We start from the raw sequence: 23486 nt of genomic DNA on the forward strand, positions 1-23486 counted from the left end.
GACCTTAATGAAGACACTGAAAGTAGCACTGCTGGGCTGTGGCAATGTAGGTTCCCAGGTTGCGCGCATCCTGCTTGAGGATGCGGATCTGCTGGCCGAGCGGGTCGGTGCGCGGCTGGAACTGTCCGGCATTGCGGTGCGCAATCCGGATGCGCCGCGCGAAGTGCAGTTGGACCGTTCCCTCTTTACCACCGACGCCGAAGGACTGATTGTCGGCGCGGACATCGTCATCGAGCTGATGGGCGGCATCGAACCGGCCAAGTCGTTGATCACCGCGGCCATCAAGAACGGTGCCGCTGTGGTCACCGGCAACAAGGCGCTGTTGGCCGAGCACGGCCCGAAGCTCTACGAGAAGGCTGACGCCGCCGGGGTCCAGCTGGCCTACGAGGCCGCGGTCGCAGGCGCTATCCCGATCATCCGCCCCATCCGGGACAGCCTGGCCGGGGACAAGATCACCCGCGTACTGGGCATCGTCAACGGCACCACGAACTACATCCTCGACCAGATGGACAGCACCGGCGCCCAGTTCGAAGACGCCCTGGCCGATGCCCAGAGGCTGGGCTTCGCTGAGGCGGACCCGACCGCCGATATCGAGGGCCTCGATGCGGCGGCGAAGGCCACGATCCTGGCCTCCCTGGCCTTCCACACCCGCTTCAGCCTGAAGAAGGTGCACTGCGAGGGGATCACGAAGGTCACCGCGGCCGATATCGCGGCCGCGAAGGATGAAGGCTACGTCATCAAGCTGCTGGCGATCTGTGAGCAGATCCGAGGCACCAAGGGCCAGGACGACGCCGGCATCAGCGTCCGCGTGCACCCCACCCTGCTGCCGCGCGAGCATCCGCTGGCCGCCGTGCACGGGGCGTTCAATGCAGTCTTCGTCGAGGCCGAATCCGCCGGTTCCCTGATGTTCTATGGCGCCGGCGCCGGCGGCAGGCCCACGGCTTCGGCCATCCTCGGCGACGTCGTGAGCGCGGCACGCCGCCGCGTCCTGGGCGGTCCCGGCGTGACCGAGAGCGCCAGGTCGAAGGTTCCGGCGCTGGGCATGGAATCCGTGGTCACCAGCTATTCGCTGGGGCTCGAGGTCCGGGACACGCCCGGCGTGCTGGCGACGATCGCCCAGGTCTTCGCTGACCACGGCGTGTCCATCGAGACCATACGCCAGTCGGTGCAGCACGGTGCAGCCGAAGCGGCGGGCCAGCCGGCCGCCGGCCCGGGAAACGGATCTGACAGCGCCTTCCTGCGCGTCGTCACGCACCGTGCCTCGGATGCCTCGCTGGCCGCCACCGTTGAGGCCATCAGGGGCCTGGACGTCGTCAAGTCTGTCACCTCCGTAATCCGAGTAGAGGGAATCTAAGTGGCCCATCAATGGCGCGGTGTCATCCGCGAATATGCCGATCGACTGCCGGTGACCGACCGGACCGAAATCATTACCCTGGGCGAAGGCGGCACCCCGCTCGTCCACGCCCGGGCCATCTCGGAGCTGACCGGCAATACGGTCTACCTCAAAGTCGAGGGCATGAACCCCACCGGTTCCTTCAAGGACCGCGGGATGACCATGGCCATGACTGCGGCCGTTGAATCCGGGGCCAAGGCAGTGGTATGCGCCTCGACCGGCAACACCTCCGCGTCGGCCGCGGCCTACGCCACCCAGGCCGGCATCACGTGCGCAGTGCTGGTGCCGGACGGAAAAATCGCCATGGGCAAGCTTAGCCAGGCGATCGCCCACGGCGCCGAACTGCTGCAGGTCAAAGGCAATTTCGACGACTGCCTTGACGTCGCCCGCAAACTGGCGGAGGCGTACCCGGTGTTCCTGGTGAATTCGGTCAACCCCGCACGCATCGAAGGTCAGAAGACCGGTGCCTTCGAAGTCGTTGACTACCTGGGCGACGCGCCGGACTACCATCTGCTGCCCGTGGGCAACGCCGGAAACATCAGTGCCTACTGGAAGGGCTACAAGGAGTACAGCCAGCCCTACACCACCGCTGCCGGCGCCGTCCTGCCGTCCGTGGCGACCAGGACCCCGGCCATGTGGGGCTTCCAGGCAGCCGGCGCCGCTCCGTTAGTGGCCGGCCACCCGATCACGGAACCGGACACCATTGCCACGGCGATCCGGATCGGCAACCCGGCGTCCTGGGATATGGCCATCGCCGCCCGGGACGAGTCCGGGGGCCTCATCGACTCGGTGACGGATGAGGAAATCCTCGCAGCCCACCGCTGGTTGTCCTCCCGTGAAGGCGTGTTCGTGGAACCGGCCTCCGCGGCCGGCGTCGCGGGCCTGCTCAAGAAGCACAAGGCCGGCGAGGCTCCGAGCGGCAAGATCATCGTCATCACTGTGACCGGCCACGGACTGAAGGACCCGCAGTGGGCCCTGCGGACCGAGGACGGTTCCGAGGTCCAGCCCACCAAGGTGGAGTACGACGTCGTCAGCGTCGCCCGGGCACTGGGCCTGGAAAGCTGACGCTTTCCACCGCAGGGCGGCCCAACGCACCGCACCTGGCCATCGGCGATTCGGGAGTTAGCCATTATCAGCAGTGAAGGAACAGCAGTGAGCCTGGACAGGCAGCCGGCCGGACATGCGGTTGGACCAGCAGACATGGTCGAACCGGGACAGGCTGTCACGGTCACCGTGCCGGCCACCAGCGCCAACCTCGGCCCGGGCTTCGACAGCCTGGGCCTGGCGGTCAGCCTCTACGACACGGTGACGGTGCGGACCACTGGGGCCGACGGCATTACCGTCGATGTCGAAGGGGAAGGCGCGGCTGATGTGCCGCGCGACGCCTCGCACCTGGTCGTCCGGACCATCCTGGATACACTGCACCGCGCCGGTTATGGCGCTTCGGGCCTGGCGCTGCAGGCACGCAATGTCATCCCGCATGGGCGGGGGCTGGGCTCCTCAGCCTCCGCCATCGTCACCGGTGTGCTGGCGGCCAATGCACTCCTGCCCGCACCGGTCCGCATGGACGGCACGGCGGTGCTCCAGCTCTGCTCGTCGCTGGAGGGGCACCCGGACAACGTCGCTCCCGCGCTGTCCGGAGCCCTGGCGATTTCGTGGGAAGGCCGCCGTGAGTTCGGCAGCACCCGGGTTGCAGTGCATCCGGAGATTGTCCCGGTCGTGGCGATTCCCGCCGTCGAACTGTCCACCGAAGCGGCCCGCGCCCTGCTGCCGTCCTCGGTTCCGCACCAGAGCGCGGCGGCCAACGCCGGCCGGGCCGCCCTGCTGGTCCATGCGCTGGTCCAGGAGCCGCAGCTGCTGCTGGAAGGGACGCTGGACAGCCTGCACCAGGATTACCGCGCTGAGGCAATGCCGGCCAGCGCCGCCCTGATGAAGCACCTGCGGGAACTCGGCTACGCCGCGGTGATATCCGGTGCCGGGCCGACGGTCATGACGCTTGCGTCCAGCCCGGCGCAGGCGGGGCGGATCCAGGCAGCGATCGCGGATTACCTCGAAGCCGCAGGCGGCCCCGGTTCATGGCGTGTGCTGCGTCTGAACGTGGATACGGAAGGTGCTAAAGTAGAAGTGCACCAACGGTAGTAACCATCCGGATATCCGTATAGTTCCCTGGGGAAGATTTCCGGACCGGGTTATTCGGACAATTTGTTACAAGAACAGATTCGTCCGGTTGGACAGCTGCTTCACTGGCGGCCTTCCGATGCAAGGGCCGTCGAATCGTGGGCCCTCCTTCCCAATGACCGCCAGCTGCGCAGCAGTTTCCAGTTCCCGGTGCAGCCTTCATGGATCCTGCCGCCTTGGCGCAGTGTCACTCCTGCCAAGAGCCGCAGTGCACTGCTACAACCGGCGGATCCGACGCAAGGTTTTCATACAAGAAGCGGCTTTGCCAGGCCCGATGCCTCGGCAAACCCGCACTTGGCCATCCGTCTGACCTATGGCCAAGGGCATAATCAGCACGATCCACATCCGAGCTGGATCGTTTATCGAGGGGGAAGGATCCTTCGTGACAGAAACCACTGACCTGACTGCAGGAGTGGCTACCGCCGCTGCCGCCGACTCCGGCGCTCCGGCTTCCAAGTCCTCCGGTCTGGCAGGGCTTAAGCTGGCCCAGCTGCAGGTTCTCGCCGGCCAGCTGGGAATCACCGGCGGTTCGCGGATGCGCAAGAGCGACCTAGTGGCAGCCATCTCCGACCATCAGCGCGGCTCCGCCGTAGCCGACCGCCCGGTGCGCAGCACCAGGGCCGGCAAGGCAGCCGCTGCCGCCGAAGGGGGCAACGGTACGGCTCCCGCAGCTGTTCCTGAGGCCGCTCCCGCGGCAGCCGCGACGGCTGCCGGCCAGGAAGCTGCACCGAAGGAAACCGCCGAGCCCGGTGCTGCCAAGGAGGAACCCGCCCGTGCGCCGCGGACCCGCAACCGCAACCGCCGGGCTGCGAGTGACGGCGTCGTAACCGCTCCTGAGGCGGCCGGGCAGGCCGCAACTGAGGCTCCCGCTGCTGCGGAAGCTCCCACGGTTGCGGAAGCTCCCGCTGCTGCGGAGGCTGCCCAGTCCGGAACAGCCCAGTCCGGAACAGCCCAGTCCGGCAGCGAGCAGGCTGGGGAGACCGCCCAGGGCGAGCAGCGGGACAACCGCCGCGGCCGTAGCCGGGGACGGCGCGGCGACGCGCAGGGCGGCGAGACCCAGGCAGCGGGGACCACCGAGGAAAGCCAGCAGGCAGAGGCACAGCCCGCCGAAGCCCAGCAGCCGGCCGAGGGCGGCCAGCAGGGCGAGGCGCAGACCGATCGCCAGCGCGGTGACGCCGGCAGCCGCCGCGAACGCGGCCGCGGAGAGCGCACGGACAACCGCACGGACAACCGCACGGACAACCGCGACCGCCGCGACAACCGCGATGAAGAGGACAGCAGCCGCAACCGCCGCAACCGCCGCAACCGCAGCGACCGCAGCGAACGGAACGAGCGCTACCGCGACCGCAACGAGCGCCGCCGCGGCCGAGGCCAGAGCCCCGACGTGGAGGACGTCGAAATCACCGAGGACGATGTGCTGCTGCCTGTGGCCGGCATCCTCGACGTGCTCGAGAACTACGCCTTCATCCGGACGTCCGGCTACCTGCCGGGCCCCAACGATGTCTATGTTTCCCTGGCCCAGGTCAAGAAATACCACCTGCGCAAGGGCGACGCTGTCGTCGGAGCCATCCGCGCGCCGCGCGACGGCGAGAACCCGGGCAACTCCCGCCAGAAGTTCAACGCACTGGTGCGCCTGACCACCGTCAACGGCAAGAGCCCCGAGGACCACAAGGACCGCGTGGAGTTCTCCAAGCTGGTTCCGCTGTACCCGTCGGAGCGGCTGCGGCTGGAGACTGAGCCGAAGAAGATCGGTCCGCGCGTGATCGACCTCGTCGCCCCGATCGGCAAGGGACAGCGAGGCCTGATCGTCTCCCCGCCGAAGGCGGGCAAGACGCTGATCCTGCAGGCGATCGCCAATGCCATCACCATCAACAACCCCGAGGTCCACCTCATGATGGTGCTGGTCGACGAACGTCCCGAAGAAGTCACGGACATGCAGCGCACTGTCAAGGGCGAGGTCATTGCCTCGACCTTCGACCGCCCGGCGGACGACCACACTACGGTGGCGGAGCTGGCGATCGAACGCGCCAAGCGACTGGTCGAAATGGGTATGGACGTCGTCGTGCTGCTGGACTCCATGACCCGGCTGGGCCGTGCGTACAACCTGTCGGCACCGGCCTCCGGCCGTATCCTGTCCGGTGGTGTGGATTCCTCGGCCCTGTACCCGCCGAAGCGGTTCTTCGGTGCTGCGCGCAACATCGAGAACGGCGGCTCGCTGACCATCCTGGCGACCGCGCTGGTGGAGACCGGCTCCAAGATGGACGAAGTCATCTTCGAGGAATTCAAGGGCACCGGCAACATGGAACTGCGGCTGTCCCGCAGCCTTGCGGACAAGCGCATCTTCCCGGCGGTCGACGTGAACGCGTCCGGTACCCGCCGCGAAGAGAACCTGCTCTCGCCCGACGAGGTCAAGATCATGTGGAAGCTGCGCCGTGTGCTCTCCGGACTGGAGACGCAGCAGGCACTGGAGCTGCTGACCAACAAGATCCGCGACACGCAGTCCAATGTCGAGTTCCTGATGCAGGTGCAGAAGACGACGCTGGGTTCCAAGTCGGATAACGACAAGTAGCTGGATCGCCGCTTATTCCTGCCGGCCCCGCCCCTGTGCGGGACGGCTTTCGACCTTCGGTCGTTCGCCGTCCCGCACAGCCAGGCCCGATGCCACTCCCGGGCCGGCAGGAATAAGCGGCTTGCGCTGTGTTAAGCGTCCTTGACCGTCGCCGGCGGTTGAAATTGTTTAATTGACTCATACGAGTCGTTGAGAGGTTTTGAGATGTTTGAGTCCGTTCAGGGGCTGCTGGAGGAGCATTCCGCGATCCAGGCGCAATTAAGTGATCCTGCGGTGTACGCTGACCAGGCCCTGGCCAGGAAGCTGGGCCGGCGCTCCGCACAGCTGAACGGCATCGTCGAGGCCTACCACCGCTGGCACGGACTGCAGGATGACCTGGCGGCCGCGGAGGAAATGGCGGACGAGGATCCGGAATTCGCCGCGGAGGTTCCGGTGCTGCGCGAGCAGCTGGAAGCAGCACAGGAGAAGCTGCGCCGGCTGCTTATTCCGCGCGATCCGGACGACGGCCGCAATGTCATCATCGAGGTCAAGGGCGGTGAAGGCGGCGACGAAGCGGCCCTGTTCGCTGGTGACCTGCTGCGGATGTACATGCGCTACGCCGAGTCCCGCGGCTGGAAGACAGAGATCATTTCCGCCACGGAATCGGACCTCGGCGGCTACAAGGACGTGTCGATGGCGGTCAAGGGCTCCTCCAGCGACCCCGCCGAAGGCGTGTTCGCGCGGCTCAAGTTCGAAGGCGGCGTCCACCGCGTCCAGCGCGTACCCGTTACTGAATCCCAGGGACGCATCCATACTTCGGCCGCCGGCGTCCTGGTGCTCCCCGAGGTGGATGAGCCGGAGGAAGTCGAGATCAGCCAGAATGACCTGAAGATCGATGTCTACCGGTCATCCGGTCCCGGCGGACAGTCCGTCAACACCACCGACTCGGCAGTGCGCATCACGCACCTGCCGACCGGCATCGTGGTGGCGATGCAGAACGAGAAGTCCCAGCTGCAGAACCGCGAGGCTGCGATGCGTGTCCTGCGCGCACGCCTGCTGGCGCACCAGCAGGAACAGATCGACGCCGCCAATTCGGACATGCGCAAGTCGCAGATCCGCACCATGGACCGCTCGGAACGAATCCGTACCTACAACTTCCCGGAGAACCGGGTCGCGGACCACCGCACCGGCTACAAGGCCTACAACCTGGACGCTGTGATGAACGGCGAGCTGGAACCGGTCATCCAGTCTGCCATCGAGATGGACGAGCAGTCCCGCCTGGACGCCCTCGGCGAAGACCACTAGGCGGTGGCCGCCCGATCGCTGGCTGAAGCGCTGGCAGAGGCAGCGCGGACGCTGGCCGTGGCCGGGGTGCCAACTCCCCGGGTAGACGCGGAACTGCTTGCTGCCCATCTGCTGGGGGAATCGCTGGGCAGGGTCCGGGCCCTGGCATTTTCCGATGCGGCCGCCCCCGCGGGCTTCGATGACCTCGTGGTCGAACGCGCCCGCCGCATCCCGCTGCAGCACATCACCGGAAAGGCCTATTTCCGGCATCTGGAGCTGGCGGTCGGCCCCGGCGTCTTCGTGCCGCGGCCGGAAACCGAGACGGTGGCGCAGCTGGCGATCGACCGGGCGGCGCCCTTGGACCGCCCCAAGGTGGTGGATCTGGGCACCGGGTCGGGGGCCATCGCGGGATCGGTGGCCGGGGAAGTGCGCCAGGCCGAGGTCTATGCCGTAGAACTGAGCCCGTTGGCGCATGCCTGGGCCGAGCGCAACTTGGCGCCGCTGGGAGTCACGCTGATTCTGGGGGACCTGCGCGAGGCGCTGTCCGACCAGAACGGAACCTTCGACGTCGTTGTCTCCAACCCGCCGTATATTCCCGCCGAGGCGATCCCGAACGAGCCGGAAGCCGCGGAGCATGATCCGCCCGAGGCCCTGTACGGCGGGGGAGCGGACGGGATGGAACTTCCGGCTGCCGCCGCCGGGGCGGCAGCGCGCCTGCTCAAGCCCGGCGGATTCTTTGTGATGGAGCATGCGGAGGTGCAGGCCGGAACCATCGCCGCGATGCTGTCCGCGGATCCGCACTGGACCGAGGTGCGCACGCACCGCGACCTGAACGACAGGGAGCGCGCCACCTCCGCGGTGCGGACCTGAACCGGGTACCGCGCCGGCGGCCGGCGATGCCGGGACGGTGCGGCACAGATGAAAGAATGATGACGTGACCACCACCTATGACTGCACCGACGACGTACAGCGCAGCGAGGGCCTGGCCCACGCGCAGCGCGCCATTGCCAGCAAGCAGTGCATTGTCCTGCCCACCGACACCGTTTACGGCATCGGGGCTGACGCCTTCTCGCCGCAGGCCGTGGCGACGCTGCTGGCCGCCAAGGGGAGGGGCCGGAGCATGCCGCCGCCCGTGCTGATTCCCCGGCTGCAGACGCTGGACGGGCTCGCCACCGGGGTCGGGGCGGACGCCCGCAAACTCGCCGAGGCCTTCTGGCCCGGCGGGCTGACCCTGATCCTCCACGCGCAGCCTTCGCTGACCTGGGATCTGGGGGACACCAAGGGCACGGTGGCACTGCGCGTGCCGGACGACCAGGTGGCCCTGGACCTGCTGGCACTGACTGGGCCGCTGGCTGTTTCCTCGGCGAACCGGACCGGCTCGGCCGCGGCACAGACCGCCGCTGCCGCCAGCTCCCAGCTGGGGGAGTCCGTTGAGGTCTACCTCGACGGCGGCTACCGGCCCGAAGCAGGCAAGGGCGACGGCACGCCGTCGACGATTGTCGATGCTACCGGTGAGCACCTCAAGGTGGTCCGGGTCGGCGCCATAACCCTCGACCAGCTGCGGGAGGTTGTCCCGGAGGTGCTGGGCTACGGCCAGGAACCGCCGTCCGCTAGGGTTGAGCCGGAGCCGGCCGGGACCGGTCCGGCTGAGCCCGCCCCTACCGTGTCCGATCCGCAGCAGCCTGGCGAAGAACCCCGCTGATCGCCGCGGGCAGGGTAAGCCCGGCGCGCTGCGCCCAGCCGTCCACCTGGCGCTGGCCGAACCACATGAGTTCAACGCGCCGGAGTCCACCCTGGAGCCGGTTTCCGGCGGCACGGGAGGCAAGCCCGCCGGCGGCCAGCAGGTACCTGCAGACCGCGGCGGGCAGCTGGACCGGCTGCCTGCCGCCGGCTGCCTCGAGCACGGAACTGACCGTCATGCCTTCCCAAGGCTGCAGCACGACCGGCGGGACATCCCCCTCATAAACACCGATCCCGTGGACCAGGGCAGTCAGGGAAGCCAGGGAGGTCACCGGCGTCGGTGCCGTGCCCGGCGCGGCCACAGACGCCAGGGGTGAGCGGGCGAGGCGGACGAGTTTCATTGTCGTCGGCCGGTCCGGCCCCTGCACGGAGGTGGCCCTGATGATCGTGGTCGCCGTCCGGCCCTCGCCCGAGGAAGCAGCGGCAAGCCGCAGGGCTGCTTCCCCCAGGGCCTTGGACCGTGAATACGGGGAGAAGGGCGCATAGCTGTCGGATTCATCAAGCACAGGAGAATGTCCCTGCACCGCGGCACTGCTGAGGTGGATGAACCGCCGGACGCCGGCGGCTTCAGCGGCCCTGCGGAGCACGCTCGGCAGCAGGGCATTCGCCCCGGTCAGCCGGGGTGAGTCCGCGCCCGATGGCGTCGCCAGGCCGGCCGCATTGACGACGACGTCCACTGCCTGCATCTGCGCGGCGAGTTCGCCGGTGATCCCGGCCTGGGCCTGCGCTTCGCGGAGGAGGTCCGCTGCGCCCGGGGCCGAAGACTCCAGCCGCGGAGCGGCTGCGCTGATGACGTCCTCGCCGCGGCTTTCGAGCTCGCGGACACAGGCCGAACCGACAAAACCGCTGGCGCCAAGCACCATCCACCGTGTCAACGCACACCTTTCGCTCGGGATAAACTTACGCAGATTGCCAAATTAGCTGGACGGAACAGCCAGCGAAAACAGCCAGTGTCCAGCTTAGACGGCGGATTCGGATCAACGAGAGGAACGGGTACGCAGCGTATGACGTCCCGAGAGGACCCGGCCCACGTCAAAGTCATTGCCGTAGTAGTCAGTTTCAACCGCCGTGAACTGCTCGCCAGGACCCTGTCCGGCATCGCCGCGGGCAACACCGTCCCGGACGCGGTGGTGGTCGTGGACAACGCCTCCACGGACGGTGCGGCGCAGATGGTGGCGGACCTGGACACGCCCCTGGACATCGACCTCGTCGTGCTGCCGAAGAATGTCGGGGGAGCCGGCGGTTTCACCGTCGGTATCGACCGGGCGGTGCAGCGCCATGGCGCCGACCTGGTCTGGGTCATGGACGATGACACCGAACCCCATCCCGGGGCGATGGAAGCGGCCGTCCGGGCCTGGATCGACTATGCGCCGGCCCGCGAGGACCGTCCGGCGGCAGTGGCCAGCCGTGTTGTCTGGAGCGATGGCCAGGAACACCCGATGAACACCATGCGTGAACGGATCGGAGTCTCGGCGGGCCAGCGGCGCCGCGCCGCCGCTGTGGACGGGATGTCCATCCGCTCGGGGTCCTTCGTCTCCCTCTTTATGGACGCCCGGGAAATCCGGCGTGTGGGACTGCCGTGGGCGGACTACTTTATCTGGGGCGACGATTTCGAGTATTCAACCCGGCTGACGCGGTTCCGGGATGCGGTCCTGGTTCCGGCCTCGGTGGTCTCCCACCACACCAGGAAGCTGGGCACGACCGACGTCGACCCGGGCCCGCGGTTCTACTACGAGGTGCGCAACCGGATCTGGCTCTACACACGTTCCCGGTCCCTGGCTCCGTGGGAAAAGGTCCTCTACACCGGTGCGACGCTGCGCATCTGGGCCCGCACTTTCGCCAAGTCCGGCAACCGGCGCGTGCTGCTGGACGGGCTGGCCCGCGGCGTCCGGGATTCGCTGCGGCCACCGCGGAGCAACGAAGCAGTGCTGCAGGATGTCTACCGGCTCGACGATGGCCTCGGCGCCGGCGCCGGCCGCCCGGAGGCGGAACCGGGGCCGATTCCGTTTTCTGTGCTGCTGCCCGTCTATCACGCCGACACGCCGGAACGGCTGCGGCGGGCCTTCGAATCGAGCACTTCGGAGCAAACGCTCAAACCGTCGGAGGTTGTCCTGGTGCGCGACGGCAAGGTCGGCGCAGCGCTGGAGGATGAGATTGCCCGGCTGGTGCGTGGGTCCCGGATTCCGGTCCGCCGGGTCGATCTGGACCGGAATGCCGGGCTGGCTGCAGCGCTGACCGCCGGGCTGGAGCGCTGCTCGTACGACGTCGTGGCGCGCGCCGATGCCGACGATGTGTCCCGGCCCGATCGGTTTGAACGCCAGCTTCCGCTGATCGCCGACGGGGCCGACGTCGTCGGGGCGGCGATGACTGAAATCGGCGACGACGAAACGCTCGTGCTGGCCACCCGGACAGTGCCGACCGGGCGGGCCGCGATCGAGCGGGTGTCCCGGATCCGCAACCCGATCAACCACCCCACGGTGGTCTTCCGCAGGTCGGCGGTGGCCGCCGTCGGGGGCTACCAGCCCGTCCCCAAGGCGGAGGACTATTGGTTGTGGGTACGCATGATGCGTGCGGGAGCGGACCTGCGGAACGTCAACGAGCCGCTCGTGTCCTACCGCATCAGCGACGGCGCCTACGAACGGCGCGGCGGTCCGCAGGCTTTCCGAGCGGAAATGGACCTGCTGCGCCGCCTGCACGCGATCGGGCACCTGACAAACCTAGAATGGATCCGGAACGTCCTCGTCCGAGGCGGATACCGGTTCGTGCCGAAACAGCTCAGAACCCTGGGTTTCCGCCGGTTGGTCGCGGGGCCGGCCGCGGACCGCTGAACCGTCAGCGGACTGCGGGCAACGGCGGACGCCGATGCAGTGCAGGCGCCGAACGGGGGCAACGAAAGGATAATCTGCGCAGATGCTTTCCCATAGTGAACCCGACCATGGTGCGGAGCCGGGAACCGCGGCGCCGCACAAGCCGGCCTTATGGCTCTGGTCGCAGTACCTGCTGGATGCATTCGCGTGGATTTTCTCCATCCTCCTGGCACTGGTCCTGCGGTACGAAGCGGATATCGACCAAGCCAAGGTCCCGGGGATCCTCATCCTGTGCACCGTCGCCGTCGTCGCGCAGTTCGCCATCGGCAGCGGACTGGCGCTGTACCGCGGACGCTACCCCTTCGGCAGTTTCCATGAAGCGAAGCTGCTGGTCATTGTCACCGTCAGCGTTGCGCTGGTCCTGGCCATCACCCTGCTGTTCTTCGGCATCTCCATGGGCGTGGCCCGCAGCGCCGGCTTCATCGCCTTCCCGTTCGCCTGCCTGATCATGGCGGCCACCCGGTACCTCAAGCGCATGTTCGTGGAAAGCAAGGCCGGTCCGGGGGACAAAGCTGCCCGCACCCTGATCTACGGGGCCGGCTTTGTCGGCAGGTCCTTGGTGACCAGGATGCGGCAGGACTCCGCTTCTCCGTGGCTTCCCGTGGGTCTGATCGACGACGACCCGGCCAAGAAGCACCTGCGCCTGGCTTCGGTGCCTGTGCTCGGGCGCATGGAGGACCTGCCGGAAATCGTGCACCGGACCCGGGCCACGGTCCTGATCGTGGCGATCGCCAATATCGACGCCAAGCAGGTCCGCAGGATTTCCGACGCCGTCGCCGGCCTGAATGTCCGGGTTCTGGTGGTGCCGCCGCTGCGGGACATGCTCACCGGCGGCAACGGCTTCTCCTTCCGCGACGTGGCGATCGAGGACCTGATCGGGCGCCAGCCTGTGGACAGCCGGGTGGAGGAAATCGCCCACTACATTGCGGACAAGCGGGTGCTCGTGACCGGCGCCGGCGGGTCGATCGGCTCGGAGCTGTGCCGCCAGCTGTCGGACTTCCACCCCCGGGAACTCATCATGCTGGACCGGGATGAAACCGGCCTGCAGCAAACCCAGCTTTCCATCACCGGACAGGGGCTGCTCACCGGCCGGGACACGGTCCTGGCCGACATCCGGGACGCGGCCTCCATCGAAGCCATCCTGCTGGACCGGCAGCCCGACGTAGTCTTCCACGCCGCCGCGCTCAAGCACGTCTCGCTGCTGGAGCAGTATCCGGAGGAAGCCTGGAAGACCAATGTGCAGGGCACCCTCAACGTGCTGAACGCCGCCCGCGCGGCCGGCGTCTCGACCTTCGTAAACATCTCCACGGACAAGGCAGCCAATCCCACGACCGTTCTGGGGCACTCCAAACGTATGGCCGAGAAGCTGACGGCCTGGGTGGCAGAGGAAACCGGACGGCGGTACGTATCGGTCCGCTTCGGCAATGTACTGGGCAGCCGCGGATCCGTCCTGCCGCTGTTCACGGAGCAGATCCGCGCCGGCGGACCTGTAACGGTTACCCATCCGGAAGCCACCCGGTTCTTTATGACTATTCCCGAAGCCTGCCAGCTGGTCATCCAGGCGGGCGCTATCGGCAGGGGAGGCGAGGTGCTCATCCTCGATATGGGCGAACCCGTGAAGATTCTCGATGTCGCCCAGCGCATGATTGCCATGTCCGGCAAGAACATCGAGATCGTCTACACCGGCCTGCGGCCGGGCGAGAAGCTGCACGAGGAACTGGTCGGCGAGGGCGAAGACGGTTCCCGGCCGCTGCATCCGAAGATCTCGCATGCCAGGATTCCGGTGCTGGATCCGGCCGGGCTTAGCTGTACTGAATGGAAACTGCGGCAGGGGCTGCCGCCCGAAGGGGTACCCCGGCCACGGGGGGTTGACCCTGCGACGGTGAACGGTGCGGCGGTGAACGGTGCGGCCGCGGTCGACGGCGGTGCTGCCGCCCGCCGGAAGGACGCCAGTTGATGGCGACCGCGGCTGCCGCGGTCGCCGCGGCGTTCCTCCTGAGCCTGGGGCTGCCCATCCTGCTCAAACCAATCCTGCTGAAACTCGGCGTGCTGGACGTGCCGAACGAGCGGTCCTCGCATGCCACTGTCGCCATCAGGGGCGCCGGGATCACGGTGGCCGCAGGGCTGCTGGCCGGTCTGGCGATAGGCTTGCCGTCATTGGCCAGCGGCCAGCGGGACGTGCTGGTCGCGGTCGCTGCCATCTCGGCCGCCGCCGCCCTGTTGGGCTGGATCGAGGACTACCGCGGAATCTCGGTCGCCGTGCGGGCCCTGCTCCAAGCCGCCATCGGCGCGGCGGGCACAGCGTGGCTGTGGAGCATGACGGAGTTGTCTCCGCTCTGGATCCCGATCGGTTGCTTTGCGATTGCCGGCTACATCAACGTCGCCAATTTCATGGACGGCATTAACGGTATTTCCGGGCTCCACGGACTGACAGTGGGCGTCCTGTATGCGGCCGCCGGAACAGTTTCGGACATGCCGTGGCTGACGCTTGTGGGGTCGGTAACGGCTGCCGCCTTCGCGGCCTTCCTGCCCTGGAACGTGGTCCGCGGCTCGATGTTCCTTGGTGATGTGGGCAGCTATGTCCTTGGCGGCGTCCTGGCGGCCACCGGCGTAGCAGCCTTCCTGAACGGCGTGCATCCCGAATATCTGCTGGCCCCGGTGACGATTTACCTTGCGGACACGTTCTTTACCCTGGTGCGCCGGATCACGGCTGGGGAGCGCTGGTGGGCCGCGCACCGCCAGCACGTCTACCAGCGGTTGACCGACGCCGGCCTGAGCCACGTCACCGCGGCCCTCTTCGTCACAGCGTGCACCGTCGCTACCGGACTCTGCGGGTTCCTGGCCGCCGAAGGCGGGCTGGGCGGTAAGATTGCTGCCCTCGCCGGTGCCGTGGCCGTCGTCGTCTTCTACCTCGCCTCGCCCCGGATCTTCGCCCGCCGGCGCAGCAATCTCCCGGGTGCAGGAGCGGCCGCCGGCTAGGTGGACAACAGTCACTTCTATCTCGTGTAGAATTCTATCGGCCGCTACGGAGCGGCCCTCAGTACTTCCCAGCGATACGGATCGGATCCCCCATGAGCGCAGCCAGGAAGCACAGTCGCACTGTGCCGGCGGCCGGCGCATTCCGGGTAGCGGCCTCCGGTCCAACCGCCTCGCCTTGGCTGAAGATCCTGACCGTCTGCCTGCGGTGGACGGGGATCCTGCTGCTGGTGCTGGCTGCCGCGGCCCTGATCGCCGCCGGAGCACCGGGCCTGGCGAGCACCCTGCTGGGCGGCGCCATCGTCGTCGTGTTCTTCGCCATCAGCCTGCTGATCGGGCACTTCATCGGCCGCAGGAATCCGTCGGGCGCGCTGGGAGTCTTCCTGGCCACCTACGTCATCAAAGTCGTGGGCTTTGCCGTGGTCCTGTTTTTCGTGGGCCGGCCGGTCTGGCTTGACGGGACCTGGTTCTTCGTGGCCGCGGTTGCGTCCGTCATCCTATGGCAGGGAGCCGAAGTATTCGCGTTCTCGCGCACCCGCCACCAGATTTACGGCGACCCCGACACCGGCAGCGCCGCAGTCCCGCCGGGAGCACATCAATGACCCGGAAACCGCACCCAGGCGCCGGCGGCGAGCCGGCGAAAAACCCGCGTACGGCGGGTCAATCAAGTGATTCAGATTACAATGCCGGCATTGCCGTTTTCAGCTACGTGGTTGGCGGAATCCTGGTGTGGAGTTTGATAGGCTGGGGCCTGGATAATCTGCTTGGAACCCGGTGGATTGTGCTCGCAGGAGCGCTCCTGGGCGCCTGCGGAGGCTTCTATCTCGCCTTCGCTCAGCGGGCCCACAGCCAAAAGCCTCAGTCCAAGGGCAAGCCCCGCCCGGAAGACGGAAACCAACATTGACATCCAAGAATTTGATGGATTGGGACGCCTGTGCGCCCCATCATGAACTGCCCAACGATGGACACTGCAGAGAGGAAACGCGTTGATCGCGCTTGCGCTTCCCGCCGTTACTGATGAGGGTGGTTTCGTTCCACCAACGCTGGAGGATATGCACCTCCCCGAAATCCTGCCGTGGGGTGCGGAGTACGGAACCGGCTTCGGCAAGCAGATGCTCCTGGTGCTGCTGTCCGTCGCACTGATTTCCTGGTTCTTCGTGGCGGCGTCCCGCCGCGGCAAGCTCGTTCCCGGCAAGCTGCAGTTCTTCGGTGAAATGACCTACGGTTTCGTCCGCGACGGCATCGGCAAGGACGTGATCGGCGCCAAGGACTTCCAGAAGTTCGTCCCCGTCCTCGTTGCGCTGTTCTTCTTCATCCTGGTCAACAATCTCTTCGGATCAATTCCGTTCCTGCAGCTGCCGACCAGTTCCCACGTCGCGACTCCTTACGCCCTGGCCGCCATTGTCTACATCCTGTGGATCGTCCTGGGCCTGAAGAAGCACGGCCCCGGCTACTTCAAGTTCGCCGTGGTCCCGGCGGGCGTGCCGTGGTACATCCTGCCGGTCGTTGTCCCGATTGAAATCATCTCCAACTTCCTGGTCCGTCCGGTCACGCACAGCCTCCGTCTCTTCGCAACCATGCTGGCCGGCCACCTCATCATCATGCTGGCCGGCGCTGGCACGGAATTCCTGATTCTCGAGGGTGAGGGCATCATCAAGGGCCTCGGCGCGCTGACGCTGGCAGGCGGCGTCGCCATGTACTTCTTCGAAGTCCTGATCCAGGTCCTGCAGGCCTACGTCTTTACCCTGCTGACCGCTATTTACATCCAAGGCTCGATCGCCGAGGAACACTAGAATTCCCCGTCGGGGAAACTCCTGAACCAACAACCTGCCACACCAACGTGGGTGGCATCTTGAAAGGAATACAATGGAAGGCAATCTCAACCTCGTAGGTTACGGTCTCTCCGCAATCGGCGGTGCCATCGGTGTGGGCCTGGTCTTCGCCGCATACATCAACGGAGTTGCCCGTCAGCCCGAGGCACAGCGCGTACTGCAGCCCATCGCCTTCTTGGGCCTGGCCCTGACCGAAGCCCTCGCCATCCTTGGTCTGGTGTTCGCGTTCGTTCTCTAAGGAACGCGCAAGATTCCACATCGACTAGATAGGACGGGTGAGATATGAACAACGTAGCAATCCTCGCCGCCACCGAAGGGGCCAACCCCCTGATTCCCAACCCGTGGGAGATCCTGGTAACGCTGATCGGCTTCGCCATCCTTCTCTTCATCATTATGAAGAAGGTTTCCCCGGCGTTCGAGAAGACCTTCCAGGAGCGTTCGGAAGCCATCGAAGGCGGCATTGCCAAGGCGGAGGCCGCGCAGGCCGAGGCCACGGCGGCGCTGGAAGAGTACAAGCAGCAGCTGGTCGACGCGCGCGCCGAGGCAAACCGCATCCGTGAGGAAGCGCGTGCCGAAGGTGCCCAGATCCTGGCGGATCTGAAGGCGAAGGCTGCCGCCGAGTCGGCACGCATCACCGAGCAGGCCCATGTCCAGATCGAAGCGGAGCGTCAGGCGGCTGTTGCGTCGCTGCGGTCCGAGGTCGGCACCCTGGCCACCAGCCTTGCCAGCCGGATCGTTGGCGAAGCCCTCTCCGATGATGCACGTGCGGCCCGCGTGGTGGATCGTTTCCTGGCTGACCTTGAGTCACAGAGCGCAGGTGCTGCGAAGTAATGGCAGGTGTATCGAGCGAGTCTTTGACAGCGGCGCGGCTGGAGCTCGAAGCAAAGCTTCCCTTCGCCTCGCTGCCCCTGGCTGAGGACCTCTTTGGAATCCTGGGCACGCTGGACAGCTCCGCGGGCCTCCGCCGCGCCCTGACTGACCCGGCTCGAGAAGGCAAGGACAAGGCTGCGCTGCTGTCGCAGCTGGTCGGTGGGAAGGTTTCGTCGGATGCCGAAGCCATTGCCGCCGGTCTGGCCTCCTCCCGCTGGGCATCACCGCGCGATCTCGGTGACGCCCTGGAGTCGCTGGCTGCCACTGTTGCCATCGCGGTCGCCGAGAACCGGGGCCGGGCTGAGCTCGAAGAGCTGGAAAATGATCTCTTCAAGTTCACCCGCATCGTTGAGGGGAACCACGAACTTCAGCGTGCCCTGGTAGAACCGCAGGCAAGCGTTGCCGCCAAGACGGAGCTGGCGCTCAAGCTGGTTCCGAACGCCTCCGAGGAGGCGCAGGCGCTGATCCGCCAGGCTGTGGCCCAGCCGCGCGGACTGCGGCCGACGGCACTGATTGAACGCTTCGCGGAGCTGGTTGCCGAGCGCCAGCAGCGATGGATCGCAAAGGTCAGCGTCACCCGTCCGCTGACCAGCGCGCAGATCGATCGCCTGCAGGCGGGGCTCAACCGGCTCTATGGCCGCGACCTCAAGATCAGTTTCAACGTCGACCCATCACTCATCGGTGGCATCCGGGTCCAGGTCGGGGACGAGGTTGTCGATTCCTCCGTGGTCACCCGCCTGTCCGAACTCCGCCGGAAGCTCGCGGTCTAGCCGTTACCCTCCCGGGGACGGCTGGATCGCCGGCTTTATACAGACTGAATTACACCCCGGTCATCGGAACCTTCGATGATCACAACTTAGGAGAGCAGGGACTGCAGATGGCCGAATTGACCATCAACGCCAACGACGTCCGTAATGCGCTGAACGAGTTCGCGGCGTCCTACGAGCCCGGAAAAGCCGAGCGCGTCGAAGTTGGTCGTGTGACCGCCGCCAGTGACGGTATTGCCCGTGTCGAGGGGCTTCCCTCGGTTATGGCTAATGAATTGCTGCGCTTTGAGGATGGAACGCTGGGCCTTGCCCAGAACCTCGATACCCGCGAGATCGGTGTCGTCGTCCTCGGTGAGTTCACCGGCATTGAAGAAGGCCAGGAAGTTCACCGCACCGGTGAGATCCTGTCCGTCCCTGTTGGCGATGCCTTCCTGGGCCGCGTTGTCGACCCGCTGGGCCAGCCGATCGATGACCTGGGCGAGATTGTGCCCGAGGGACGCCGTGCGCTGGAACTCCAGGCCCCCGGTGTTACCCAGCGTAAGTCGGTGCACGAGCCGCTGCAGACCGGCCTGAAGTCCATTGACGCGATGATCCCGATCGGCCGCGGCCAGCGCCAGCTGATCATCGGTGACCGCCAGACCGGCAAGACCGCTATCGCCGTCGATGCCATCCTGAACCAGAAGGCCAACTGGGAATCCGGTGACGTCAACAAGCAGGTGCGCTGCATCTATGTTGCAGTCGGCCAGAAGGCCTCCACCATCGCTGCGGTCCGCCAGACCCTCGAAGATCGCGGGGCCCTGGAATACACCACCATCGTCGCTTCACCCGCGTCCGATCCGGCCGGCTTCAAGTACCTGGCACCGTACGCCGGTTCGGCCATCGGCCAGCACTGGATGTACGGCGGCAAGCATGTCCTGATCATCTTCGATGACCTGTCCAAGCAGGCCGAAGCCTACCGCGCCGTGTCCCTGCTGCTGCGCCGTCCGCCGGGACGTGAAGCGTACCCGGGCGACGTGTTCTACCTGCACTCCCGCCTGCTGGAGCGCTGCGCCAAGCTCTCGGACGAGCTGGGTGCCGGCTCGATGACCGGCCTGCCGATCATCGAAACCAAGGCCAACGACGTGTCCGCGTACATTCCGACCAACGTGATCTCGATTACCGACGGTCAGATCTTCCTGCAGTCGGACCTCTTCAACGCCAACCAGCGTCCGGCCGTCGACGTCGGCGTATCCGTGTCCCGCGTCGGCGGTGCGGCACAGGTCAAGGCCATGAAGAAGGTCTCGGGTACTTTGAAGCTGGACCTGGCCCAGTACCGGGATATGCAGGCCTTCGCGATGTTCGCATCCGACCTGGATGCTGCGTCCCGCCAGCAGCTGACCCGCGGTGCCCGCCTGATGGAGCTGCTCAAGCAGGGCCAGTACACGCCGTACCCGGTCGAGGACCAGGTCGTGTCGATCTGGGCCGGCACCAACGGCTACCTGGATGACGTCCCGGTCGAGGACATCAGCCGCTTCGAGCGCGAGTTCCTTGAGCATCTTCGCCACACCTCGCCGGTCCTGACCACCATTGCCCAGACGAACCTGCTGGAAGACTCTACGGTGGGCGAGCTCAAGACCGCCATCGTGGACTTCAAGAGGGGCTTCTTTGGCCAGGGCGACAACCGACTGGTGGGCGCCGGCCACGAGGAGCACGAGGCTCTGCCCGGGGAAGCTGTCGACCAGGAAAAGATCGTCAAGCAGCGGCGCTGATGCTCCTGCTGCATCCGGGGCCAGCCGCAGGCCGGCCCCGGATGCCTGTTGGGACACATAAGTGCTCTACCGGACACTGAAGGGAAAATAACGTATGGGAGCCCAGATTCGGGTCTACCGCCAGAAGATCAATTCGACCTCGTCGATGCGCAAGATCTTCAAGGCGATGGAACTGATCGCTACCTCTCGCATTGGTAAGGCGCGGGCCCGCGTTGCGGCATCCCAGCCCTATGCCAATGCGATTACCCGTGCCGTTTCTGCTGTTTCATCGCAGTCTGAGATCGACCACCCGCTGACCACCGAGCCGGAGTCGATCCGCCGCTCCGCAGTGCTGATTATGACGTCGGACCGCGGCCTTGCCGGCTCGTATTCGGCCAGCGTCCTGAAGCAGGCCACGCAGTTGGTTGAACTCCTCCGCGAGGAGGGCAAAGAGGTCAAGTTCTATCTGGTCGGCCGGAAGGCCCAGGCCTACTTCGACTTCCGCAACCTGGAGTACCAGCAGGTATGGACCGGCGGGACGGATGCTCCGGAGTTCGCCACGGCCAAGGAAATCGGCAACGTACTGCTGGAGGACTTCAGCACCGCCTATGAAGAGGGTGGCGTGGATGAGATCCACGTTGTCTATACCCGCTTCAAGTCGATGGTCACGCAGGAGCCCACGGTCATCCGCCTGCTGCCGCTGGAGGTTGTAGAGGAACAGGTCACGCAGGAAACCGACCTGCTGCCGCTCTACGAGTATGAGCCGGAACCGGAGGCGGTGCTGGACGCCCTGCTGCCTCGCTACATCGAGTCGCGCATTTTCGCTGCTCTGCTGCAGTCCGCCGCCAGCGAACTCGCTGCCCGCCAGCGGGCGATGAAGTCCGCCGGCGACAACGCCACCGAGCTGATCAAGAAGTACACCCGGCTTCGCAACACGGCCCGGCAGGCGGAAATCACCCAGGAGCTCACCGAGATCGTGGCCGGCGCGGACGCCCTCAGCGCCTAGCCGTCCGCGGCAAGAGCCTCCGGAAACCAGATAAACTTAACCCCACGCCATCTACTGAATGAAGTGAGAGAGATGACTGCCCAACTGAACGAGCAGGGATCTGTTGCAGCCATTCCCGGCGCCACCGGCCGTATCGCCCGTGTCATCGGCCCGGTTGTCGACGTCGAATTCCCGGCTGACGCAATTCCCAACATGTACAACGCCCTCACCACCGAGGTAACGCTCAACGGTGAGACCCGCACCATCACGTTCGAGACCTCCCAGCACCTGGGTGACAACCTCGTCCGTGCCATCTCCCTGCAGGCAACCGACGGCCTGGTCCGCGGTACCACCGTTCAGGACACCGGATCACCCATCTCTGTTCCCGTTGGCGACGTGGTCAAGGGCCATATCTTCAACGTGCTCGGCAAGCCGCTGGACGTGGAGGAGTCCGCGCTGGAGATCACCGAGCGCTGGCCGATCCATCGCAAGGCTCCTAGCTTCGCGCAGCTCGAAGGCTCCACCGAAATGATGGAGACGGGCATCAAGGTCATCGACCTCCTCACCCCGTACATCAAGGGTGGAAAGATCGGCCTGTTCGGCGGCGCCGGCGTGGGCAAGACCGTTCTGATCCAGGAAATGATCACCCGTGTGGCCCGCAACTTCGGTGGCACCTCCGTGTTCGCCGGTGTTGGCGAGCGTACCCGTGAAGGAAACGATCTCTGGGTCGAAATGGAAGAGGCCGGCGTCCTGAAGGACACCGCCCTTGTCTTCGGCCAGATGGATGAGCCGCCGGGAACGCGTCTGCGCGTGGCCCTGACCGGCCTGACCATGGCGGAGTACTTCCGCGATGTGCAGAAGCAGGACGTGCTGCTCTTCATCGACAATATCTTCCGCTTCACCCAGGCCGGTTCCGAGGTCTCCACGCTGCTGGGCCGCATGCCGTCCGCAGTGGGCTACCAGCCGAACCTTGCCGACGAGATGGGCGTGCTCCAGGAGCGCATTACCTCCACCAAGGGCCACTCCATCACGTCCATGCAGGCCATCTACGTCCCTGCCGACGACTACACCGACCCGGCGCCGGCCACCACCTTCGCGCACCTGGACGCGACCACGGAACTTTCCCGTGAAATTGCGTCCCGCGGCCTGTACCCCGCCGTGGACCCGCTGACCTCCACCTCGCGTATCCTCGATCCGCAGTACATCGGCCGGGACCACTACGACACGGCAGTCCGCGTGAAGCAGATCCTGCAGAAGAACAAGGAACTCCAGGACATCATCGCGATCCTCGGCGTCGACGAACTCTCCGAAGAGGACAAGATCGTCGTCTCGCGGGCCCGCCGTATCCAGCAGTTCCTGTCCCAGAACACCTACACTGCCAAGCAGTTCACCGGTGTCGAGGGCTCGACGGTTTCCATCAAGGACACCGTCGAGGGCTTCAAGGCGATCTGCGACGGCGAACTGGACCACATTGCGGAGCAGGCGTTCTTCAACGTCGGCGGCCTCGACGATGTCGAGCGCAACTGGGCCAAGATCCAAGAGCAGACCGGTAAGTAAGCATGGCAGCCGAACTTGAAGTAGAGCTCGTTGCAGCGGACCACTTCGTGTGGTCCGGTGCGGCGACCATGGTCAAGGCACGGACCAGTGACGGCGAGATCGGCATCCTGCCGGAGCACGCTCCGGTGCTGGCGATCCTGGCCGAGGGCGAGCTTGTCATTCAGCCGGTTTCCGGCGATCGGATTGCTGTTGCTGTTGACGGCGGCTTCTTCTCCGTGGACAGCAACCGAGTAGTTATCGTGGCGGACAACGCCCAGATAATCGACTCGGCAACGGCAGGGTCACGCTAACGCCACCTGAGATGAACGATTTCGGTGTTCCGTTCATCATCTTGGCAGCTGTCTTCCTGCTGCTGGTCCTGACACTGCTTGCCTTCTGGGTGCGCCGCTTCCAGCTGCGGCGCGCCCTGGGCACGTTCGACGCCTCCATTTGCCTGCTGCCCGGCAGTTGGCGGATGGGGGTTTGTCGTTATGAGGACAAGCACCTCGAGTGGCTTCGGATGATGTCGCTCAGTCCCCGCCCGCGGTACCGCTTCCTCAGAAGCTCCCTCGTGCTCAAGGGCTGGCGGCAGCCCACGGAGACGGAGAAAGCGCGAATCCAGCCCGGCGCCATTGTGGTCATGCTGGAACATGAGGGCTGTGAATTGCTGCTGGCCATGAAATTCGACGTTTACGCCGGGCTGTCGTCGTGGCTGGAAGCTGGACCGGTCATCGGAATCGGCACCTGGCGATAAGTCCCTGCGGACTGGAAAGCACGGGAAAC

The 23486-nt window shown here is 65.9% G+C and carries 22 protein-coding genes; 20 read left to right on the forward strand and 2 right to left on the reverse strand.

Annotation, left to right across the window (positions count from 1 at the left end):
- The first annotated feature begins 7 nt into the window (after window positions 1-7).
- From AC5RWU_RS10165 to AC5RWU_RS10195, 7 genes are all read left to right on the forward strand, one after another.
- Window positions 8-1354, forward strand: a complete 1347-nt coding sequence (locus tag AC5RWU_RS10165) for a homoserine dehydrogenase (protein WP_494027883.1) — start codon at window positions 8-10, stop codon at window positions 1352-1354.
- Window positions 1355-2458, forward strand: a complete 1104-nt coding sequence (gene thrC / locus AC5RWU_RS10170; RefSeq protein WP_494027882.1) for a threonine synthase — start codon at window positions 1355-1357, stop codon at window positions 2456-2458.
- Between the two features lie 135 nt (window positions 2459-2593).
- Window positions 2594-3532: a homoserine kinase gene (gene thrB / locus AC5RWU_RS10175; protein WP_494028131.1), complete on the forward strand. Its 939-nt coding sequence runs from the start codon at window positions 2594-2596 to the stop codon at window positions 3530-3532.
- A 421-nt stretch (window positions 3533-3953) separates the two neighbouring features.
- Complete coding sequence (rho, locus tag AC5RWU_RS10180; protein WP_494027881.1) at window positions 3954-6140, forward strand: transcription termination factor Rho; 2187 nt, start codon at window positions 3954-3956, stop codon at window positions 6138-6140.
- Between the two features lie 204 nt (window positions 6141-6344).
- Complete coding sequence (gene prfA / locus AC5RWU_RS10185; protein WP_494027880.1) at window positions 6345-7424, forward strand: peptide chain release factor 1; 1080 nt, start codon at window positions 6345-6347, stop codon at window positions 7422-7424.
- A 3-nt stretch (window positions 7425-7427) separates the two neighbouring features.
- Complete coding sequence (prmC, locus tag AC5RWU_RS10190) at window positions 7428-8273, forward strand: peptide chain release factor N(5)-glutamine methyltransferase (RefSeq protein ID WP_494027879.1); 846 nt, start codon at window positions 7428-7430, stop codon at window positions 8271-8273.
- Between the two features lie 64 nt (window positions 8274-8337).
- A complete protein-coding gene (locus AC5RWU_RS10195) occupies window positions 8338-9105 on the forward strand; it encodes an L-threonylcarbamoyladenylate synthase (RefSeq protein ID WP_494027878.1) in 768 nt (255 codons plus the stop codon).
- Here AC5RWU_RS10195 and AC5RWU_RS10200 read toward each other — a convergent pair.
- The gene (locus AC5RWU_RS10200; RefSeq protein ID WP_494027877.1) at window positions 9062-10018 is read right to left on the reverse strand and encodes an NAD-dependent epimerase/dehydratase family protein; all 957 of its coding nucleotides are present in this window, start codon (window positions 10016-10018) and stop codon (window positions 9062-9064) included. The genes AC5RWU_RS10195 and AC5RWU_RS10200 overlap by 44 nt on opposite strands.
- 129 nt (window positions 10019-10147) lie before the next feature.
- Between AC5RWU_RS10200 and AC5RWU_RS10205 the strand changes: the two genes are divergently transcribed.
- From AC5RWU_RS10205 to AC5RWU_RS10220, 4 genes are all read left to right on the forward strand, one after another.
- Complete coding sequence (locus AC5RWU_RS10205; protein ID WP_494027876.1) at window positions 10148-11971, forward strand: glycosyltransferase family 2 protein; 1824 nt, start codon at window positions 10148-10150, stop codon at window positions 11969-11971.
- Between the two features lie 82 nt (window positions 11972-12053).
- The gene (locus AC5RWU_RS10210) at window positions 12054-13967 is read left to right on the forward strand and encodes a polysaccharide biosynthesis protein (protein ID WP_494027875.1); all 1914 of its coding nucleotides are present in this window, start codon (window positions 12054-12056) and stop codon (window positions 13965-13967) included.
- The gene (locus AC5RWU_RS10215) at window positions 13967-14989 is read left to right on the forward strand and encodes an MraY family glycosyltransferase (protein ID WP_494027874.1); all 1023 of its coding nucleotides are present in this window, start codon (window positions 13967-13969) and stop codon (window positions 14987-14989) included. Before AC5RWU_RS10210 ends, AC5RWU_RS10215 begins: the two co-directional genes overlap by 1 nt.
- A gap of 92 nt (window positions 14990-15081) precedes the next feature.
- Window positions 15082-15588 carry a Cg1360 family ATP-synthase-associated protein gene (locus AC5RWU_RS10220; protein ID WP_494027873.1) on the forward strand — a complete coding sequence of 169 codons (507 nt, stop codon included), beginning with the start codon at window positions 15082-15084 and terminating at the stop codon, window positions 15586-15588.
- 71 nt (window positions 15589-15659) lie between these two features.
- On the opposite strand, the gene AC5RWU_RS10225 is transcribed toward AC5RWU_RS10220, so the two are convergent.
- Window positions 15660-15887, reverse strand: coding sequence for a hypothetical protein (locus tag AC5RWU_RS10225; RefSeq protein WP_494036976.1), 228 nt, complete (start codon window positions 15885-15887; stop codon window positions 15660-15662).
- An 85-nt stretch (window positions 15888-15972) separates the two neighbouring features.
- On the opposite strand from AC5RWU_RS10225, the gene atpB reads away from it, so the two are divergent.
- The 9 genes from atpB to AC5RWU_RS10270 all read left to right on the forward strand — a co-directional run bounded on the left by atpB (window position 15973) and on the right by AC5RWU_RS10270 (window position 23457).
- On the forward strand, window positions 15973-16779 hold the full coding sequence (gene atpB / locus AC5RWU_RS10230; protein WP_494027872.1) for a F0F1 ATP synthase subunit A: 807 nt from the start codon (window positions 15973-15975) through the stop codon (window positions 16777-16779).
- A 73-nt stretch (window positions 16780-16852) separates the two neighbouring features.
- The gene (gene atpE / locus AC5RWU_RS10235) at window positions 16853-17056 is read left to right on the forward strand and encodes an ATP synthase F0 subunit C (RefSeq protein WP_005268527.1); all 204 of its coding nucleotides are present in this window, start codon (window positions 16853-16855) and stop codon (window positions 17054-17056) included.
- A 44-nt stretch (window positions 17057-17100) separates the two neighbouring features.
- A complete protein-coding gene (locus tag AC5RWU_RS10240; RefSeq protein ID WP_494027871.1) occupies window positions 17101-17649 on the forward strand; it encodes a F0F1 ATP synthase subunit B in 549 nt (182 codons plus the stop codon).
- The gene (locus AC5RWU_RS10245; protein WP_494027870.1) at window positions 17649-18458 is read left to right on the forward strand and encodes a F0F1 ATP synthase subunit delta; all 810 of its coding nucleotides are present in this window, start codon (window positions 17649-17651) and stop codon (window positions 18456-18458) included. Before AC5RWU_RS10240 ends, AC5RWU_RS10245 begins: the two co-directional genes overlap by 1 nt.
- A gap of 107 nt (window positions 18459-18565) precedes the next feature.
- Window positions 18566-20203 carry a F0F1 ATP synthase subunit alpha gene (gene atpA, locus AC5RWU_RS10250; protein WP_494027869.1) on the forward strand — a complete coding sequence of 546 codons (1638 nt, stop codon included), beginning with the start codon at window positions 18566-18568 and terminating at the stop codon, window positions 20201-20203.
- Window positions 20204-20297: 94 nt separating this feature from the next.
- Window positions 20298-21188, forward strand: a complete 891-nt coding sequence (locus AC5RWU_RS10255) for a F0F1 ATP synthase subunit gamma (RefSeq protein WP_494027868.1) — start codon at window positions 20298-20300, stop codon at window positions 21186-21188.
- A 72-nt stretch (window positions 21189-21260) separates the two neighbouring features.
- Window positions 21261-22724: a F0F1 ATP synthase subunit beta gene (gene atpD, locus AC5RWU_RS10260; RefSeq protein ID WP_494027867.1), complete on the forward strand. Its 1464-nt coding sequence runs from the start codon at window positions 21261-21263 to the stop codon at window positions 22722-22724.
- 2 nt (window positions 22725-22726) lie between these two features.
- On the forward strand, window positions 22727-23014 hold the full coding sequence (locus tag AC5RWU_RS10265) for a F0F1 ATP synthase subunit epsilon (protein WP_494027866.1): 288 nt from the start codon (window positions 22727-22729) through the stop codon (window positions 23012-23014).
- An 11-nt stretch (window positions 23015-23025) separates the two neighbouring features.
- A complete protein-coding gene (locus AC5RWU_RS10270) occupies window positions 23026-23457 on the forward strand; it encodes a DUF2550 domain-containing protein (RefSeq protein WP_494027865.1) in 432 nt (143 codons plus the stop codon).
- Window positions 23458-23486 lie beyond the last annotated feature (29 nt).

Source organism: Arthrobacter sp. B0427-1-12 (assembly GCF_059092905.1).